This window comes from Rhodococcus sp. IEGM 1306, from assembly GCF_036541985.1.
Classification (GTDB): Bacteria; Actinomycetota; Actinomycetes; order Mycobacteriales; family Mycobacteriaceae; genus Rhodococcus_F; species Rhodococcus_F qingshengii.
Genome location: NZ_JAZHFF010000002.1, coordinates 565264 through 583456 on the forward strand (window position 1 = coordinate 565264; position 18193 = coordinate 583456).

The window sequence follows — 18193 nt, forward strand, 5'->3', positions numbered from 1 at the left end:
ATCAGCTGTTTCTTTGTCCGGGAACAGCATCCGTGCCGCGATGCGTGCCATCGCGGACCGTTCCGACGTACTCCTCGAGGAGATCCTCGAGCGCGACGATACCGATCACCACTCCGTCAGCGTCCGTGACAGCGCCGAGGTGCGAGCTGGCCCGACGAAGGCCGGCCAACGCTTCGGCCAGCGGTGTGCTGAGCGGAACGATGGGCAGCGGCCGGATATCCGACGTCGGAACGACGGTGTCCGGTCCAGCGGCCTCGTCGAGCACCTCGTCGAGCACGTCCTTGAGGTGCACGTACCCAGCCAGCGATCCGTCGCTCGCTCGCACCGGGTAACGCGAGTATCCGGTCTCGATGACCGCACGCTCGATCTCACCCAGTGTTGTTCCCGACGGTGTGAGGGGAATGGTCCGCACCTTGTCGAGAGTGATCAGGACCTCGGAGACGGTCCGATCGGTCGATTCGAGTGCCTGCTTCAACCGCCGGTGTTCTTCGGCGTCGATCAGACCTTCAGATCGCGATTCACCGATCATCGCGGACAACTCCACCGCCGAGACCGTGACGTCGAGTTCGTCCTTGGGTTCGACGCGCAGGAGCTTGAGCACTCCGTTCGCGCACAGGTTGTAGAACGCGATGATCGGGCGAGCGATCTTGATGAACGCCAGATGCACGGGAACGAGCAGCATGGCCGTCTTCTCGGGGCCGGCCAACGCGATGTTCTTGGGCACCATCTCGCCGAGCAGGATGTGCAGCACGACGACGAGCGACAGCGCGATGGCAAACGAGATCGGGTGCAGCAATCCGTCGGGCAGGCCGACGGCTTCCATCGGCACCTCGAGGAGGTGCGCAATGGCGGGCTCGGCGACCTTACCGAGGAGGATCGAGCAGATCGTGATGCCCAGCTGAGCCGCCGCAAGCATGAGCGAGAGGTTCTCACCGGCCTTGATGACTGTGAGCGCCCGCTTCTTGCCTTGCGCGACCAGTGCTTCGAGACGGTCACGTCGTGCGGAGATCAGTGCGAACTCCGCACCGACGAAGAATGCATTGCCGGCGAGCAGCACGACGGTGAGGAGTACACCGAAGAGGTTATTCATCGTCGGACTCCTTCTTGCTGTCGTCTGCGGATTCGGGTTCGACGTAAGCGGGGACCGGCGTGATGGTCACCCGGTCGATACGGCGGCCGTCCATGCCGGTCACTCGTGCAATCCACTTTCCGCGCGAATCACCGGACGAGTCGACGTCGGGCAATTCCACCTCGTCACCCTCGTCGGGGATGCGGCCCAGTTCGGTGAGCACCAAGCCGCCGAGCGTGTCGTAGTCGCCTTCGGGAGCGGTGTACCCGGTAGCCGAAGTGACCTCGTCGATGCGCAGGAGGCCGGAGCACGACCATCCGTCGCCGACGCGCTGTACGTCGAGTTCGGGTTCGTCGTGTTCGTCGCGCACATCGCCGACGATTTCCTCGATGAGGTCTTCCATCGTGACGATGCCGGCAGTTCCGCCGTACTCGTCGACGACGAGCGCAACCTGCATGCCGTCGGAGCGGATTCGCTCCATGACGGTGTCTCCGTCCAGGCTCGACGGCACGACGGGAACACGTTGAGCCAGACTGTCGACGCGCGTCGTGCGCCGACGTTCGGCCGGAACGGTGAACGCGTGCTTGATGTGTACGACGCCGACCGTGTCGTCGAGATCGCCGCGAACGACCGGGAAGCGCGAATAGCCGGTCCGCGACGCCGTCACGATCAGGTCTGCGACGGTGTCCGAGAGTTCCAGCGATTCGATCTTCACTCGCGGAGTCATCAGCTCTTCTGCCGTGCGGTCACCGAACTGCAGTGAACGGTCGACGAGCATCGCCGTGCCCTTGTCGATGGACCCGCGCTGCGCGGACGTCCGCACGAGGGACCCGAGTTCCTGCGGTGATCGCGCGGAGCGCAATTCCTCCGCGGGTTCGATGCCCAGGCGTCGCACGATCCAGTTGGCGGTTCCGTTGAGGCCGTTGATGGCCCACCGGAAGATCAGCGAGAACCCTGCTTGCAGGCCCGCAGTCGCGCGGGCGGTGGGCATCGGCTTGGAGATTGCGAGGTTCTTCGGTACGAGCTCACCGAAGATCATGGAGAACGAGGTCGCGATCACGAGCGCCAGGATCAAAGACGTTGTCGAGGCCGCGGATTCACTGAGCCCGACGGCCTTCGTGACCGGTGTGATGAACCGTGCCAGGACCGGCTCGGCCAGGTAACCGGTGATCAGGGTTGTGATCGTGATGCCCAGCTGAGCGCCGGAGAGCTGGAACGAAAGAGTCTTGTGCGCGTGTTGAACCTGCCGCGAGCGTCGGTCGCCGCCACGAGCAGCTTCGTCGACGGTGCTGCGTTCGAGCGCGGTCAGTGAGAATTCGGCCGCCACGAAGAGGGCGGTGCCTGCAGTCAGCGCGATGAAGCCGACCAGGCTGAGAATGGTGAAAACGATGTCCATGTGTCATCGCCACCTGAGATGTGCACGGGGGCCGCCGGGTTTGTCTCCCGGCTCGCTAGAGGAGCCCTCCGAACCGGCGGAATCAGAAGATTCCTCGGATAAAACGACGGGTGTAGCGCCGGGTAAGTGTGTGGGTGCCTCGGGCACCGGGTTCCTTTCGTCAGAGCCGAGTAGTTCTCGGCTGTAGCGGGCTCGGTCGGGTCGCCGAAGGGCACCCGACCGAGTTTTGTTTTCTGTTTACCGATCCAATGATACCGGCGGGTGCCCGGGAGTAGGGACCCGAGCACCCGCCGACAGTCACAGAACGTGGTTCACCAACCAGACGGAAGCGGCCGTCCTTCGGCAAATCCGGCGGCGGACTGCACGCCCAGAACGGCCTTCTCGTGCAGCTCCTCGAGAGAGCGCGCACCCGCGTACGTGCAGGTACTGCGCACGCCGGAACAGATCTGATCGATCAGGTCCTCGACTCCGGGGCGCTCGGGATCGAGACGCATCCGCGAACTGGAGATGCCTTCCTCGAACAATCCCTTACGGGCGCGATCGAAAGCCGTTTCGGTGGCTGTGCGAGCGGCAACAGCGCGCTTGGAGGCCATACCGAAGCTCTCCTTGTACGCGTTGCCCGCCTGATCGACTTTGAGATCGCCGGGGGACTCGTATGTGCCGGCGAACCACGAGCCGATCATGACGTTCGACGCGCCCGCCGCGAGGGCGAGTGCAACGTCGCGGGGGTGTCGAACGCCGCCGTCGGCCCAGACGTGCTTGCCGAGCTCACGTGCCGCTGCAGCACATTCCGCGACGGCCGAGAACTGCGGGCGTCCGACGCCGGTCATCATGCGAGTCGTGCACATGGCTCCGGGTCCGACGCCGACCTTGACGATGTCCGCGCCTGCGGCGATCAGATCACGGGTTCCCTGTGCGGAGACCACGTTGCCTGCAACCAACGGGACGCCGAGATCGAGCGCCTTGAGGGTGGTGAGCGCATCGATCATTCTCTGCTGGTGACCGTGAGCCGTGTCCACGACGATCACGTCTGCACCGGCGTCGACGAGAGCCTTGGCCTTGGCGCCCACGTCACCGTTCACACCGACCGCCGCAGCGACCCGGAGTGCGCCGCGCTCGTCGACTGCGGGGTCGTAGATGCCGGCACGGATCGCGCCGGTGCGGGTGAGGACGCCGGCAAGAGTCCCGTCTTCGTTGACGATGACCGCCAGCGGATCATGCTTGGTTTCGAGCAGTTCGAAGACCTCACGCGGTGTGGCGGTGACCGGGGCCGTGACGAAGTCGGTGATCGCGACGGTACGGAGGCGAGTGAACCGATCGACATCCGCGCAGGCAGCCTCGGTGACGACACCGAGAGGCTTACCGTCCTCGACCACCACGACCGCGCCGTGAGCGCGCTTGGGAAGCAGCGCCAGCGCATCGGAGACGGCGTCGTCCGGACTCAGCGTGACCGGCGTATCGGCGACGAGGTGGCGGCTCTTGACGAACGCCACGGTCTCGGCGACAGCTTCGGTGGGGACGTCCTGCGGAATGATGACCAGTCCGCCGCGGCGGGCGACAGTCTCCGCCATGCGGCGGCCGGCGACTGCGGTCATATTGGCGACCACGACGGGAATGGTCGTTCCGGATCCGTCGGAAGAATTGAGATCGACGTCGAACCGAGAGGTGACCTCGGTCCGGTTAGGGACGAGGAAGACGTCGTCGTAGGTCAGGTCGTATGGGGGGCGTTGCCCTTCGAGGAACTGCACGTTTCACGAGCCTACCGTCGATTCCGCCGTAGCGCCCTCGGTATCGCGCGCTTGTGAGCGGGAGAGGGCGATCGTGGTCATGATCATGACGGCGACGGCGCACCCGATGAGAGCAATTCCGGGACCGTCGACGCGGAGGCGTTCGTCGAGCACTGTCATCCCCAGGAAGATGGCCGCGATCGGCTCGCCGATCGTCAGGGCGGGTAGCGACGCCGACAGCGGCCCGACCTGGAACGCGCGCTGTTGCAGGTAGACCCCGATTGCGCCCGAGGCGATCAGCGCCCACGTCTGCCATGCCGAAATCACCCCGACGACGCCGTGGCCGAGTAGGTCGGTGACGTACTTGGTGAATGCGACGGCGACGCCGTAGAAGATTCCTGCCGCAGAGCCGAGAAGCAGTGCGCGCCAGCCGCCGTCGAGTTTGGACAAGCCGCCGACAGTTGCGGCCACGGCCACTGCGACCGTAATCGTCAGGGGCACAGCCCAATCCGACCACGGTGCGTTGCTGTCTCCCTCGGTGGGATCGCCGACGACGAGGAAGATCGCCAAGGAAATCGCGAGCATGATCGCCAGTGACCACGCGGAACGGGTGATGCGGATTCCCGAGAATTTGGCCGAGAGAGGCAGCGCGAACAGCAACGAGGTCACGATCAGCGGCTGCACCACCAACACCGAACCCAACGACAGTGCAACGGCCTGCATGACATACCCGCCGCCGTCACCGATCAGCCCGGCCCACCACCGAGGACTGCGAATCAACGACGCCACCAACGCCTCGCCCTCGGGAACCGCGGACGCCGCCCGTTGCTGAGCGACCGAAGCGCACGCGAAGAGCAGTGCAGCGAGAAGTGCGCAGAGAACCGAGATCAGTGGAAGATCACCCATTCCCTCAGTGTGCGCGCTTGCCCGCCCGATTTCCGGCAGACGGCTTTCCTGCGCCGGGTGCGCCGCGACGCGGGGTCAAGCCCTTGGACGCCAGACGCTCCGAACGGGTCGGGACCGGAGTGCCGTCCGCACGGATCTTCTTCACACTCTTCGGATCGGTGACGCGCCGCGAGGAGGCGGCGCGCTTGTCGCCGTCCTTCTTCATCCGGCCTCCGGCAGCGGTCCGGCCTGCAGTGTCGTGTTCCTGACGGCCACGCTTGGCGGTGTGCTTGACGGCAACCGTCGTATCGGGAGCCTCGACCGGAATTCCCGTCGGCTCCATTGCACCGGTGATGCGCGTGAGCTCAAGATCGTCAGGACGAACCCGCACACCGTGAACCTTGATGCCTGCCTGCCTGGTCAACTTCTCGACCGATTCACGTTCTTCGTCGGTGACGATGGTGACGACGACGCCCGATTCGCCGGCGCGTGCCGTCCGGCCGGCCCGGTGCAGGTAGTCCTTCGCCTCGGCCGGGGGATCGACGTGAACGACGAGCGTCACGTCGTCGACATGGATTCCGCGCGCGGCGACATCGGTGGCGACCAGGACCGGTGTTGTCCCGTCGGAGAACGACGCGAGGGTCTTGGTCCGATTGTTCTGCGTCTTGCCGCCGTGCAGAGCCCCGGCCGAGACGCCGATCAAATGCAGTTGCTGCGCAAGACGATCCACACCGTGCTTGGTCTTGACGAACATGATGGTCCGCCCCGCACGCGAAGCGATATGTGCGACAACGGATCTCTTGTCGTCGCGGTCGACGAAGAGCAGATGATGTTCCATGGTCGAGACGGTCGCAACCGGGGGAGCAGTCGAGTGCGACGCCGGATTGCGCAGGTAACCCGCGACCAGATCGTCGACCTTGCCGTCGAGTGTCGCCGAGAAGAGAAGACGCTGACCGTCTTTCGGAGTCGTGTCGAGAATCTTCGCAACCTCGTCGATGAAACCCATGTCTGCCATGTGGTCGGCTTCGTCAATGGTCGTGATCACGACGTCGTCGAGAATCACCGACTTCTGCTCGAGTAGGTCGAGCAGGCGCCCGGGGGTCGCAATCAGCAGATCGACGCCGCGGGCAAGGATGTCGGCCTGACGCTTGATCGGAACGCCCCCGACCGCATTTGCCACACGCAAACCGATCTCGGTAGCGGCGTCGTCGAGTGCCTTGTGGATCTGGATCGCCAGCTCACGGGTGGGAGCGAGCACCAAACCGCGCGGACGATTCCGCTTGCTCGCCCCACCCTTGAGGCGCACCAGCATCGGAAGCCCGAAGGCCAGAGTCTTTCCGGAACCCGTCGCACCGCGCCCGAGTACATCCCGACCGGAAAGAACATCGGGGATGGTTGCCGACTGAATGGGGAAGGGGGCATCGATGCCGCTTCGGCGCAACGCGTGCACCATCACGGCGGGGATTCCGAGGTCGACGAACGAACGCCCTTCGGTCGAGGTGGGCGAGTCGATCGTCGATTCCTGCATTTGTCCAGGCTACCGGGTATCGGTAGACGCAGATGACCGCATCTACCGATACCCGCTGTGAATCAGGCCTCGATTTCGCTGCGGTCACCGCTCCACAGTGTGTGGAACTTGCCCGGCTTGTCGATGCGCTCGTAGGTGTGCGCGCCGAAGAAGTCGCGCTGACCCTGAGTCAGGGCGGCCGGCAGACGCTCCGCGCGGAGACCGTCGTAGTACGACAGCGAGGACGCGAACGCAGGTACCGGAATGCCGAGCATCGTCGCGGTGGCGACCACGCGGCGCCAGCTGTCGATGCCTGCCTCGATGGCCTCGCGGAAGTACGGCGCCAGAATCAAGCTCGGCAGGCTCGGATCCGCGTCGAACGCGTCCTTGATGCGGTTGAGGAACTGCGCACGGATGATGCAGCCACCGCGCCAGATCGTCGCCAGGTCGGCAGGCTTGAGGTTCCAGTCGTACTCGGCGCTGCCGGCAGCGATCTGATCGAAGCCCTGCGCGTACGCCACGATCTTCGACGCGTACAGCGCGGCCTGGATGTCGGCGGCGAACTGCTCGGCGTCAGCAGGCTTGTCGCCGAGAGAGCCGGCAGCCAGACCCTGCGCCTGAGCTGCAGCGCGCTGATTGCGGCTACCGGACAGTGCGCGAGCAAACACGGCTTCGGCGATACCGGTGACCGGCACGCCCAGATCCAGAGCGGACTTGACCGTCCAGCGGCCCGTGCCCTTCTGCTCGGCAGCGTCGACGATGACGTCGACCAAAGGCTTGCCGGTCTCGGCGTCGACCTGGCGGAGCACCTCGGCGGTGATCTCGATCAGGTAGGACTCGAGGGTGCCCTTGTTCCACTCGGTGAAGACGTCGGCAACCTGACCGGCGTCGTAGCCCAGAGCGTCGCGGAAGAGGTTGTACGCCTCGCCGATGAGCTGCATGTCGGCGTACTCGATGCCGTTGTGCACCATCTTGACGAAGTGACCGCTGCCGTCGGGGCCGATGTGCGTGCAGCACGGGGTGCCGTCGACGTGAGCGGAGATGGACTCGAGAAGCGGGCCGAGAGCCTCGTAGGACTCCTTCGGGCCGCCCGGCATGATCGACGGACCGTTGAGTGCGCCTTCTTCGCCACCGGAGATACCGGCGCCGACGAAGTGCAGACCGCGGGCGCGGATCGCCGCTTCACGACGGATCGTGTCGGTGTAGAGCGAGTTGCCACCGTCGATGATGATGTCGCCGGGCTCCATGGCGTTTGCGAGCTCTTCGATGACAGCATCGGTCGGGGCGCCGGCCTTGACCATGATCAGGACGCGTCGCGGCTTCTGAAGTGCGGCAACAAACTCCTCGACGGTCTCGGTGCGCACGAAATCGCCCTCGGAACCATGCTCGGCGATCAGGGCATCGGTCTTCGCGATGCTGCGGTTGTGCAGGGCAACGGTGTGACCGTGGCGGGCGAAATTGCGGGCAATATTCGAACCCATGACGGCCAGGCCGGTGACGCCGATCTGAGCTCGGGGTGATTCGGTGCTAGTGGTTGACATGCTTACAGCTTTCCCTCTCGGTCCGCGGCTGTGAAATCCTGCGCTGTGCGCAGCCGAAAACGGTGCGGCCGCGACGCGCGTGAACATCAGACCGTGCATACAAAACACGGATGCAGATCACTTTAATTGCAGTGACCTGCATCCGTCTCGATACAGCTTCCGGCACAGCCGGAAGGTTCTCAGTGTTCAGTTGTCGAGCCGCAGCTCAGCGCAGGTATTACCGCTGATCGCGCTTCGGGCCGTCGAATCCGTCATAGCTACGACGGTCGGTGCGGCTGCGGAAGCCGCCACCGCTGGTCGAGGCTGCACGGTTGTCGCCGCCTTCGCGGTTTCCCTGGTATCCACCGGAGGAGCGGTTGCCCTGGTAGCCGGTCGAGGGGCGGCTGTCGCGATCGCCGTACGAGCGGTTGTTGTCACGGCTGCCCTGGTATCCACCACCGGACGAACGGTTGCCCTGGTATCCGCCGCGGCTCTCGCCGTCGCGGCTTCCCTGGTATCCGCCCGACGAGCGGTTGCCCTGGTAACCCGTCGACGGGCGGCTGTCGCGGTCTCCGTAGGACGGACGGCTGTCACGGTTGCCCTGGTAACCACCGCTGGAGCGATCACCCTGGTATCCGCCGGACGAACGGTTGCCCTGGTATCCGCCGCGGCTCTCGCCGTCGCGGTTGCCCTGGTAGCCACCCGAAGAGCGGTTTCCTTGGTATCCGGTCGAGGGGCGGCTGTCGCGGTTGCCCTGGTAACCACCACTGGAGCGATCACCCTGGTATCCGCCGCGGCTCTCGCCGTCGCGGTTGCCCTGGTAGCCACCCGAAGAGCGGTTGCCCTGGTATCCACCGGACGAGCGGTTGCCCTGGTAGCCGCCACGGCTTCCACCACGATCACCGAAGGAACGCTCGCCACGAGAAGAGCTCTCGCGCAACGGTTCTCCGGTCGGCTTCTTGGCGCCGGTGATGCGAGCAAGTTCAGCAGAACCCGGGGTGACGGCAACGGCTGCGGCATTGACGCCGGCCATACCGGTCAGACGCTTGAACTGACGCTTCTGGTTCGGCAGCACGATGGCGACAACGGTGCCCTTCTCGCCGGCGCGAGCGGTACGACCAGCGCGGTGCAGGTAGTCCTTGTGGTCGGCCGGGGGATCGACGTGAACGACGAGGTCGATGCCGTCGACGTGGATTCCGCGTGCTGCGACGTCCGTTGCGACGAGGACCGGGGTGCGGCCGTTCTTGAAACGCTCGAGGACGCGGGTGCGCTGGTTCTGTGCCTTGCCGCCGTGAAGCGACTCGGCAGCGATGCCGACTGCGCGGAGGCGGTCGGTGATTCCCTCGCAACCGAGCTTGGTGCGGGCGAACATGATGGTGCGTCCGTCGCGGGCACCGATCTCGGCGAGGACTGAATCCTTCTGTCCACGATCGACGAGGAGGACGTAGTGCTCCATCGTGTCGACGCTTGCGCGGCCGTCTTCGGTGGAGTGGGTGACGTGGTTGGCCAGGAATTGACGAACCAGCGACTGGACCTCACGGTCGAGGGTTGCCGAGAACAGCAGACGCTGTCCGTCTGCGGGGGTCTCACCGAGGATCGAGCGAACCTCGGGCAGGAAGCCCATGTCCGCCATCTGATCGGCTTCGTCGAGTGCGGTGATTTCCACCGAGTCGAGGATGCAGGTGCCCTGACGCAGGTGGTCGCCGAGACGACCCGGCGTTGCGACGAGGACGTCTACGCCGCGGCGAAGCTGATCGACCTGCTTGGCGAACGGCGTTCCACCGACAGCGGGGCGAACCGTGAGTCCGAGTGCTCCGGCGTAGGAGTTGAGGGAGTCGACCACCTGGAAAGCAAGCTCACGGGTGGGGACGAGCACGAGTGCGCGGGGACGCTTGGCGGCCGGGCGATCTTCGTGGCGTGAGAGGCGGGTCAGCATCGGCAGGCCGAAGGCGAGGGTCTTGCCCGATCCGGTCTGTGCGCGGCCGAGAACGTTGGTTCCGGCGAGCGCGTCCGGGATGGACTGCGCCTGGATGGGGGACGGGACGGTGATGGAGTTGCGCGCCAATGCGGCAACAAGCTGCTCGGGCAGGCCGATCTCGGCGAAGGTGATACCCGGCTCGGTGGCGACTGCTTCTTCGGCAGCGGGGGTGTTGACGGTGGGGTCTTCGATGTTCTCGGAAGACGACATTTGGACAGCGTTGGTCACGCGGAAACCTCTCCGGACTACGGGCACGTCGCGGAGCAGAAAAAGCCATGCTGAAATACACGACACAGTTCGCAAAGGGACGAGCCAGGGCACATGTCACCTGGCAATCCGAACGCATACTGCGGGGAATTGGGCTGTGTGCCGTTATATGTTGACGGACCACGATGGTGGCCGTGATCCACTCTACGCCACCGGGGACGCCGAAGTCAGGTAGCCCCGCCTGTGACCTGCACTACTACACGGGGTTACGCAGGTCAAGACTCAGTATGCGTTGAAAAGCAGTCGAAGTTCGGTGAGCCAGGGCACAGCCACCGCAACCGTGGGAACAACGAGAATCGCGACCGCCCCGAGATACGCAAAAACTGCGATGCGGGGATCTGCGTCGTCGGCCGAGAGGCGTTGCACTCGGATGAGCGTCGACGGCCCGCCCGCTGCCATTGCCCCGCGGGGTGCCGTCGATCCGGCACACGCGACAAGCGCCCGCGCGAGGGGAGTGGGACCGGTAGCCCGCACGGCTGAATCGTCGGCGAGCAACTCCACCAAGAGCTGCACCGATCCCAGGGCCGACTTGCTACGAACGAAACGGGGGAACGCGTGGTTGACGGCAGTGAAAGCCTCGAGGACCAGATCGTGACGAGCTCGCAGGTGGGAACGCTCGTGCGTCAGGATGGCTTTGACCTCGGCATGATCGAGGTTCTGCAGAGTGCCTTGACTGAGAACCACGCGTTGACGCAGACCTGGCAGGCAGTATGCGATCGGTTCGTCGACGTCCAGTACCCGCAGATCGGGTGTGCGTTCCACCGACGCGGGCATGGCGCAGTCGTCGAGAAGGTCCACCAACACGCGGTGACGTGCACGGCGACGTCGGGTTCGCACAGCGACCTGGATGATCGAGAAGATCAGCTTCGCGCCGATCAGGAGCGTCAGGGCAAAAACAACCACGTACAGAATCCACAGTGGGAGCCCGAGTGCATCGATTTCGGCGGTCGGGGCCGTCGTCGGCCTACCGTCAGCGCCGGGAACGAGCAGCTGGCTGGCAATGGCCAGGCCCGAGCTGAATGCCGACAACACCGCAGCAATTGCGACGGCTTGCCATAGGACCAACGCCGCGCGTGGAGCGCGGTACGGCCACGTGGAGCGGCTCAGGAGTGCGGGAACCGGACCGGCCAGCAACAAGGCAAGCAGTCCGAAAACCAGTGCAGTAGTGGCGTTCATGTCCTACACATCATGCACGACGAAATCAGTTCGGCCTAGAAATTCCGGGCTGCGCAGCCTTTTTCGCGGACTCGCGCACCTCGAGGGCAGCGAGCGCCTCGCGGAGAGCATCGGCTTCGTCAGCATTGACCTGTCCCACGAAGTGGACGAGCGCCGCGGCGCGACCGCCGGACTCCGGAGCCTGGGCCAGCGCGTCGACCATCAGACTCGCGACCAGTTCTTCGCGCTTGTTGACGGGAAGATAGCGATGTGCGCGATCGTCACGCTGCTGAATCACCAGATGCTTCTTCGCCAGGCGCTGCAGAACGGTCATTACCGTCGTGTACGCCAATTCGCGATGCGTCGCGAGTGCTTCATGCACCTGTCGCACAGTTTGCGGTTCCGATGTGGACCACAAGTGATCCATCACCGCACGTTCGAGTTCACCTAGACCTGCCATTCTTCGATTCTACGAACTTCCACGACGAAATACGTACTACTGGTAGTAGTAACCACCTCGGTGGGGGTGTGGTATTGGCCATAGTGATCTGCGTGACGGTTACGGTGGTGTGAGACGACGGAATTCCCGACAATGACGATGCCCGATAATTGCAAGCCAACAGTCGATCCGCAGAAAGTAGCCGCACGTAGATGACGATCGACAGTTCGCCGGGCACCGAAGAATCGACATCACGGGCGCGGGTAGTCACGCAGAAAGCTGTCGGCATCATCCGTTTCGGCATTCGCGACGCACCGTTGACGGTCGTTCTACTTCTCACCATGTGGATCGTGGGTGCCGCAACCGGCAGCCTCGTTCACGGACCGTCCCGCGATCTCGAGCACACGATCGGTGCCGGAATGGGCTCGATCCAGCACGGCCGCATCTGGACTCCGCTCACGTCCGTGCTGTGGGCAGGAAACCTGCTCGGGTACCTCGGCGCGACCGTGCTCCTGATCGCAGTCGCCGCACCCCTCGAACGCCGAATGGGAACGATCAAGCTTGCGATCGCCGGCGCAAGCACTCAAATCTTGGGAGTCCTGCTCGGGCTCGGCTGGGCGTCGTTTGCGAAGGTGTTCGATTCCAGTTGGGGATTCCGCCTCCACGTGGGCTCCGCGGTCGGAGCCAGTGCATGGATCGTCGGCGCTGCGATGGCCGCCAGCTCGAACATGGGCACCCTGTGGCGCCGTCGCATTCGCGTCGGAACTTTGGCGTTGACGATCACTTTGGCCTTGTTCAGTGGTCAGCTGCAAGACGTCATCCGATTCTTTGCCGCTGTGGTGGGTTTGGTGATCGGTCAGTGGATCGTCGGACGATCGGCGCGCGGTGAGCGCATCGCCGGGACACAGCGAGAGGGTCGCGTCCTGGTCGCCATCGTCGTCGCGGCGAGTGCGATCGGCCCGATGATCGCCGCATTGTCCCCGCAGGCGGTCGGCCCACTCGCGGTCCTCCGTGACCTCTTCCGCGGAGTTCCCTGGACTGTCGCCGAGGTTCGAGAACTGTGCGAGGAGTCCTCGTCGGATCCGGACTGCCGACGAGGACTCCTCGAGCTCAGACTCTCCGGTATCGGCCCGACTCTGCTCTCGCTGATGCCGTCGATCTTCGTTCTCGTGTTGAGTGACGGGCTCCGTCGTGGCCGCAGATTCGCCTGGATTGCGACAGTGTGTGCTCAGGTAGTCCTACTCGTCCTCTCGATCGGGAACTTCGTCATCAGGTTCGTCGACGCCGTCGACAGTGACAGCTTGTTCTACGGAATCAGCGATCCGAACGTGTACCGAACTCTGGTGCCGTTCCTGACACCGCTCTTCGTACTGATCCTGCTGATCGCGACACGTCGATACTTCGACGTCGCGGCCCCGGCCAAGACATACCGACGTCTCGGTGCTGCGATCGTGACCTTGCTCGCGGTCCTCGCCGTGATCTACGTCGGCGGCGGAATGCTCGCCAGGCACGGGTTCGATCGCGAGCCCACCGTAACGATGTTGCTCGCGGACTTCCCTCAGCGCCTTGTACCGCCCGTGTACCTGCAGTTGATCGATCCGCGTCTGCTTCCCGTGGACATCGAGTCGACGTTGCTCTTCGAGTGGACCGGCGTCGTGTTCTGGGGCGTCGCCGCCGTGTTGGTGTTCGTGAGTTTCCTCAAGCCGGTCAAGACCGCCGATCCCAAAGCCGCCGAACGAGCACGATCCATGTTGATCGCCGGTACCGGCAGCCCGTTGTCCTGGATGACGACGTGGAAGGGAAACACATACTGGTTCAGCGCGGACGGTTCGAGTTACGTCGCGTATCGCGTCATCGCCGGTGTTGCTCTCACAACCGGTGATCCGGTCGGTCCTCCAGATCGCATGCGCACGGCGATCGAGGAGTTTGCCGAGTTCGCGTCGTCGAACGGTTGGATTCCCTGCTTCTATTCAGTGACCGACGACGCCCGAAGCATCACTGATTCCATGGGCTGGAGCGGCCTGCAGGTCGCCGAGGAAACCGTGCTCGACCTCGGACAGGTCGCGTTCACAGGAAAGCGGTTCCAGGATGTGCGAACAGCACTGAACCGGGCGAAGAAGTCCGGGATCACGGCCGAGTGGATTTCCTTCCCTCATGCACCTCTCGCGATCAAGGATCAGATAGTTGCGATCTCGGAGGAATGGGTGGCGGACAAGGGGATGCCCGAGATGGGATTCACCCTCGGCGGACTCGACGAGGTCGACGACGAACAAGTGCGGTGCCTGATCGCCGTCGACGAGGATCGCACCGTGCACGGTGTCACGTCGTGGCTACCGGTGTACCGCGACGGCAAAGTCGTCGGGTGGACACTCGACTTCATGAGGCGACGCTCCGAAGGATTCCGTCCCGCGATGGAGTTCCTCATCGCCTCCGCTGCACTGAAATTGGAGGAGGAGGGCGTCGAGTTCCTCAGTCTGTCCGGTGCACCGTTGGCAACAATCGCCGGTGACTCCGAGAGGAATGCGAACGAACCGGAGGCCACGACTTTCTCGGCGATGATGGACAGCGTGCTCGACCTACTCGGTCGCACCCTGGAACCGGTGTACGGATTTCGTTCGCTGTTGGCCTTCAAATCGAAGTTCCAGCCTCGGTACGTGCCGATGCACATGACTTTCGCCGATCCAGCCGCGTTGCCGAGCATCGGGAACGCGGTCGGACGGGCGTACCTGCCGACCGTGACGATCGGTCAAGGATTCAAACTTGTTCGGACGATTCTGGGTCGCTGATTCGCGATCGTCACGCAGGCTTTGCCGGCCCGCCGACGGCGCCGAACACGTGCCGGGTACCGATCGGAACGATCAGCGGCCGATCCGAGACGGGATCGTCGATGACCGCAGCTTCGAGACCGAACACCTCGAGCAGAAGTTCCGCGGAAATGATGTCCTTGGGGACACCAGAAGCGACGACGGCGCCGTCGCGCATCACGATCAGATGATCGCTGTATCTGACCGCGAGATTGAGGTCGTGCAGCACCATCACCACGGTGCGCCCCATTTCCTCGTGGAGTTGATCCACCAGGTCGAGGACTTCCATCGAGTGCGCGAGGTCCAGATAGGTAGTCGGTTCGTCGAGAAGCAGAATGTCGGTTCCCTGGGCGAGAGCCATCGAGATCCAGGCTCGCTGGCGCTGACCGCCGGACAATTGATCGACGGGTCGATCGGCGAGATCCGAGACACCGGTCAGCTCCAGCGCTTCGGCGACCTCGCCCTCGTCGTCCGCGGACCACTGCCTGATCCACGACTGGTGCGGGTGGCGCCCACGTGAGACCAGATCGGCGACCGTGAGTCCTTCGGGCGCAACCGGAGTCTGGGGGAGCATTCCGAGCACCCGTGCGACTTCCTTGGTCTTCATCGAACTGATCGCCTTGCCGTCCAGGACGACCGATCCGCCCTTGGGCTTGAGCAGACGACCGAGCGCACGCAGGAGCGTCGACTTGCCGCAACCGTTGGGGCCGATGACCGTCGTGATCACGCCGGTAGGGATCTCGAGATCGAGTCCGTCGACGATGATGCGGTCCCCGTACCCGAGCGTCAGGTTCTTGGCGACGAGACGCGAAGGAGTATCGGTGGACTGGGCGATGGTGGTCATGCTGTGACCTTCCGATTGTTACGAACCAACAGGTAGAGCAGGAACGGACCACCCAGTGCGGAAGTCACGATTCCGACGGGGAGTTCCACAGGCAGAATTGTTCGAGCGATGACGTCGCTGCCGACCACCAGTACAGCACCGGTCAGCGCGGACGCCACGATGGGCGGGCCGGCAGAGCGCACCAGACGCATGGCGACCTGTGGCGCAGCCAGGGCGACAAAGCCGACCGGACCTGCTGCGGCGGTTGCGATGGCGGCCAGCGCCACGGCGGAGAGCAACAGTTTGGCCTGCGATGATTGCAAGCGAACACCGAGAGAGGTGGCGTTGTCGTCGCCCAACCGCAGCGCTCCCATGGTGAACGAAGCGATCACCGCGTAGCCGCCGACTACCGCGACAGCGATGGCTACCGGCCACATCTGATTCCAGGTGGCACCGTTGAGCGAACCGTTGAGCCACACCTGTGCGCGGGAAGCATCGTTGATGTCCGCCGAGATGAGAAGCCATCCCGTCGCTGCCACGAGCATGGCGTTGATGCCGATGCCGATCAGGATGAGGCGGAACCCCTCGACGCCTTTTCGCCATGCGAGGGCGTAGATCACCACAGCTGTCAGCAGACCGCCACACAGTGCAGCCAACGGAATCCCCAGTGTGGCAAGCAGTCCCACGAACGAGCCACCCCCGCCGAGTACGATGAGAGCGACCGCGGCAGCACTCGATCCAGCCGTGATTCCGAGGATGTCGGGGCTGGCGAGGGCGTTGCGAGCGATCGTCTGGGTGACCGCACCGGCAATGCCGAGTGCCATACCGATGAAGAGTGCGGTGAGCGATCGAGGAAGTCGGAGGTCGAAGACGATCAGGTTCTGTGTCTTGCTTCCATTACCGAGCAGGACCGAAATGACATCGGGGATCGAGATCGGATAGTCGCCCCGTCCGATGTTGATGCAGAGCAGAAGGAAGAGTGCGACCGCGAGCGCAATGCACACCGACACCGCGAGTGGACGGTAGACCAGCGAGAATCCACCGATACGAATCGACTTACGTGAGGGGACGGTCCGGGGGAGTACCCGGAGTTCTTGCTTGAGCGTCACAGACTTGCCAACTTCCTGCGGCGTACGAGAGCGATGAAGAACGGGGCGCCGAAGAGGGCCAGGATGATTCCGACCTGCAACTCGCCGGGGCGCACGACTACGCGACCGATGATGTCCGCGGTGATCAGCATGACCGCACCGAGCAAGCCCGCGTACGGGACCAGCCAGCGGTAGTCGGGTCCGGTGATGGCCCGGGCCACGTGGGGGACCACCAATCCGATGAACGCGATAGGTCCACACGCTGCGGTCGCGGCGCCGGTCAGCAGGGTGATCGCGATGATGCCGAGTGTGCGACTGAACGCGATGTTCGTTCCCAACGCTTTTGCGACGTCTTCACCCAGGCTGAGGACATTGAGACCAGGCGTACTCGCCAGGGCGATGACCAAACCGAGTATCAGGAAGGGGAGGACCTGCCAGAGAACGTCGAACCCGCGACCGGACACCGACCCGACTACCCAGAAACGGTAGGCGTCCAGACTGGTCTGGTCGAGGATGATCACGGCATTGGTCATGGCTTGCAGGAAGAACGCGACGGCTGCGCCCGCCAGAGCCAGACTCAGAGGACTCGCGCCGCCGTTTCCGATGGAGGACAAGCCGAAGACGACGATGCTGGCGACGAACGAGCCTGCAAACGCGAACCAGAGGTACTGACTCGGGGCGGTGAAGCCGAAGAGATAGATCGCCATGACTACGAAGAAAGCCGCGCCGGCGTTGAGGCCGAGTAGTCCGGCATCTGCCAACGGGTTACGCGTGTGTCCCTGAATCAGGGCGCCGGCGATACCGAGTGCGATGCCGACGACAAGACCCAGGATGGTCCGCGGAGCGCGCAACGTTCGCACGATGATGTCCGTCTGGGTGCCGTCCGAACTGAAGATGGCGTGGAAGATCTCGGCAAACGTCAGCGGACGTGCGCCCACCGCGATGCTCGCGAGCATGACGAGCGCGAGAAGAACCGTGAGCACCGCGAGACCGATCAGCCGGCGTCGACGAGTTGCCCCGACGCTGTTGTCGCGCGCGAGTTCCTCGAACCCTTCTTCGCGCGCCGTGCTTTCACGGACCACCTCGATACCGGTTCGATCGAACGGCCTGCGCAGAGCCCGGCGAACACCGATGGGCTGCTTTGTCTTCGCGTCACGCGTGACCAGACCTACCCATCCCTTTCCCGAGGTCCGGCCTGTGGCACCTTCGCGGAATCCCAGGTTCCACACGAGGAGACCAACGGCAATGGCTATTGCCGTCCCACCGAACACTGCGCGGTCGGCTTCGCCGCCACCGTTCTCGTCTCGGAGCGACTGAACGACGTACCAGCCGACGAGCAACGGAAGCAGGAACACCCCCGCGTCGAAAATCCCAGCTAGAACACGCATTCGGACAGGAGCCGGGCCGCGCGGCACTATGCGCCGTCCGTACGTCTCGCTGGGTCCTCGGGGATGTCCGTTCCCGAGCGGTTTGATCATCGTCACTGGCGGTTCGAGCTCCTGGTCTTTGTGCGCAGGGAATTCGCATCTTAGGTT

General features: G+C 64.0%; 13 protein-coding genes. 1 reads left to right on the forward strand and 12 read right to left on the reverse strand.

Annotated elements, in window-relative coordinates:
* Position 1: 1 nt before the first annotated feature.
* The 9 genes from V3587_RS09385 to V3587_RS09425 all read right to left on the reverse strand — a co-directional run bounded on the left by V3587_RS09385 (position 2) and on the right by V3587_RS09425 (position 11964).
* On the reverse strand, positions 2-1090 hold the full coding sequence (locus tag V3587_RS09385) for a hemolysin family protein (RefSeq protein WP_003944826.1): 1089 nt from the start codon (positions 1088-1090) through the stop codon (positions 2-4).
* Positions 1083-2465: a hemolysin family protein gene (locus V3587_RS09390; protein ID WP_003944847.1), complete on the reverse strand. Its 1383-nt coding sequence runs from the start codon at positions 2463-2465 to the stop codon at positions 1083-1085. Before V3587_RS09390 ends, V3587_RS09385 begins: the two co-directional genes overlap by 8 nt.
* A 311-nt stretch (positions 2466-2776) precedes the next feature.
* On the reverse strand, positions 2777-4213 hold the full coding sequence (locus V3587_RS09395) for a GuaB1 family IMP dehydrogenase-related protein (RefSeq protein WP_020969620.1): 1437 nt from the start codon (positions 4211-4213) through the stop codon (positions 2777-2779).
* Positions 4214-4216: 3 nt separating this feature from the next.
* On the reverse strand, positions 4217-5098 hold the full coding sequence (locus V3587_RS09400) for a DMT family transporter (RefSeq protein WP_003944968.1): 882 nt from the start codon (positions 5096-5098) through the stop codon (positions 4217-4219).
* A 4-nt stretch (positions 5099-5102) separates the two neighbouring features.
* On the reverse strand, positions 5103-6605 hold the full coding sequence (locus V3587_RS09405; protein WP_283376415.1) for a DEAD/DEAH box helicase: 1503 nt from the start codon (positions 6603-6605) through the stop codon (positions 5103-5105).
* Between the two features lie 62 nt (positions 6606-6667).
* Positions 6668-8125: an NADP-dependent phosphogluconate dehydrogenase gene (gene gndA, locus V3587_RS09410; protein WP_007730904.1), complete on the reverse strand. Its 1458-nt coding sequence runs from the start codon at positions 8123-8125 to the stop codon at positions 6668-6670.
* A 217-nt stretch (positions 8126-8342) separates the two neighbouring features.
* Positions 8343-10310, reverse strand: a complete 1968-nt coding sequence (locus V3587_RS09415) for a DEAD/DEAH box helicase (protein ID WP_161120773.1) — start codon at positions 10308-10310, stop codon at positions 8343-8345.
* A 261-nt stretch (positions 10311-10571) separates the two neighbouring features.
* Entirely contained in the window at positions 10572-11525 is a 954-nt protein-coding gene (locus V3587_RS09420) for a M56 family metallopeptidase (protein ID WP_003944922.1), read from the reverse strand.
* Between the two features lie 25 nt (positions 11526-11550).
* Positions 11551-11964: a BlaI/MecI/CopY family transcriptional regulator gene (locus V3587_RS09425; protein ID WP_003944876.1), complete on the reverse strand. Its 414-nt coding sequence runs from the start codon at positions 11962-11964 to the stop codon at positions 11551-11553.
* Between the two features lie 191 nt (positions 11965-12155).
* Here V3587_RS09425 and V3587_RS09430 point away from each other — a divergent pair, with 191 nt between their 5' ends.
* The gene (locus V3587_RS09430; RefSeq protein WP_058038790.1) at positions 12156-14729 is read left to right on the forward strand and encodes a bifunctional lysylphosphatidylglycerol flippase/synthetase MprF; all 2574 of its coding nucleotides are present in this window, start codon (positions 12156-12158) and stop codon (positions 14727-14729) included.
* A gap of 10 nt (positions 14730-14739) precedes the next feature.
* Here V3587_RS09430 and V3587_RS09435 read toward each other — a convergent pair whose 3' ends face one another.
* The 3 genes from V3587_RS09435 to V3587_RS09445 are packed head-to-tail and all read right to left on the reverse strand — an operon-like array spanning position 14740 to position 18136.
* On the reverse strand, positions 14740-15591 hold the full coding sequence (locus V3587_RS09435; RefSeq protein WP_003945031.1) for an ABC transporter ATP-binding protein: 852 nt from the start codon (positions 15589-15591) through the stop codon (positions 14740-14742).
* Positions 15588-16679: a FecCD family ABC transporter permease gene (locus tag V3587_RS09440; RefSeq protein ID WP_003944960.1), complete on the reverse strand. Its 1092-nt coding sequence runs from the start codon at positions 16677-16679 to the stop codon at positions 15588-15590. The genes V3587_RS09435 and V3587_RS09440 overlap by 4 nt, the downstream gene beginning before the upstream one ends.
* Positions 16676-18136 carry a FecCD family ABC transporter permease gene (locus V3587_RS09445; RefSeq protein ID WP_073512408.1) on the reverse strand — a complete coding sequence of 487 codons (1461 nt, stop codon included), beginning with the start codon at positions 18134-18136 and terminating at the stop codon, positions 16676-16678. The genes V3587_RS09440 and V3587_RS09445 overlap by 4 nt, the downstream gene beginning before the upstream one ends.
* Positions 18137-18193 lie beyond the last annotated feature (57 nt).

Excerpts from the sequence above, each read along its gene's own strand:
- V3587_RS09385 (WP_003944826.1), bottom strand. The coding sequence starts at position 1,090 with ATGAATAACCTCTTCGGTGTACTCCTCACCGTCGTGCTGCTCGCCGGC.
- V3587_RS09390 (WP_003944847.1), bottom strand. The coding sequence starts at position 2,465 with ATGGACATCGTTTTCACCATTCTCAGCCTGGTCGGCTTCATCGCGCTG.
- V3587_RS09400 (WP_003944968.1), bottom strand. The coding sequence starts at position 5,098 with ATGGGTGATCTTCCACTGATCTCGGTTCTCTGCGCACTTCTCGCTGCA.
- V3587_RS09405 (WP_283376415.1), bottom strand. The coding sequence starts at position 6,605 with ATGCAGGAATCGACGATCGACTCGCCCACCTCGACCGAAGGGCGTTCG.
- gndA (WP_007730904.1), bottom strand. The coding sequence starts at position 8,125 with ATGTCAACCACTAGCACCGAATCACCCCGAGCTCAGATCGGCGTCACC.
- V3587_RS09420 (WP_003944922.1), bottom strand. The coding sequence starts at position 11,525 with ATGAACGCCACTACTGCACTGGTTTTCGGACTGCTTGCCTTGTTGCTG.
- V3587_RS09425 (WP_003944876.1), bottom strand. The coding sequence starts at position 11,964 with ATGGCAGGTCTAGGTGAACTCGAACGTGCGGTGATGGATCACTTGTGG.
- V3587_RS09430 (WP_058038790.1), top strand. The coding sequence starts at position 12,156 with ATGACGATCGACAGTTCGCCGGGCACCGAAGAATCGACATCACGGGCG.
- V3587_RS09435 (WP_003945031.1), bottom strand. The coding sequence starts at position 15,591 with ATGACCACCATCGCCCAGTCCACCGATACTCCTTCGCGTCTCGTCGCC.
- V3587_RS09445 (WP_073512408.1), bottom strand. The coding sequence starts at position 18,136 with ATGATCAAACCGCTCGGGAACGGACATCCCCGAGGACCCAGCGAGACG.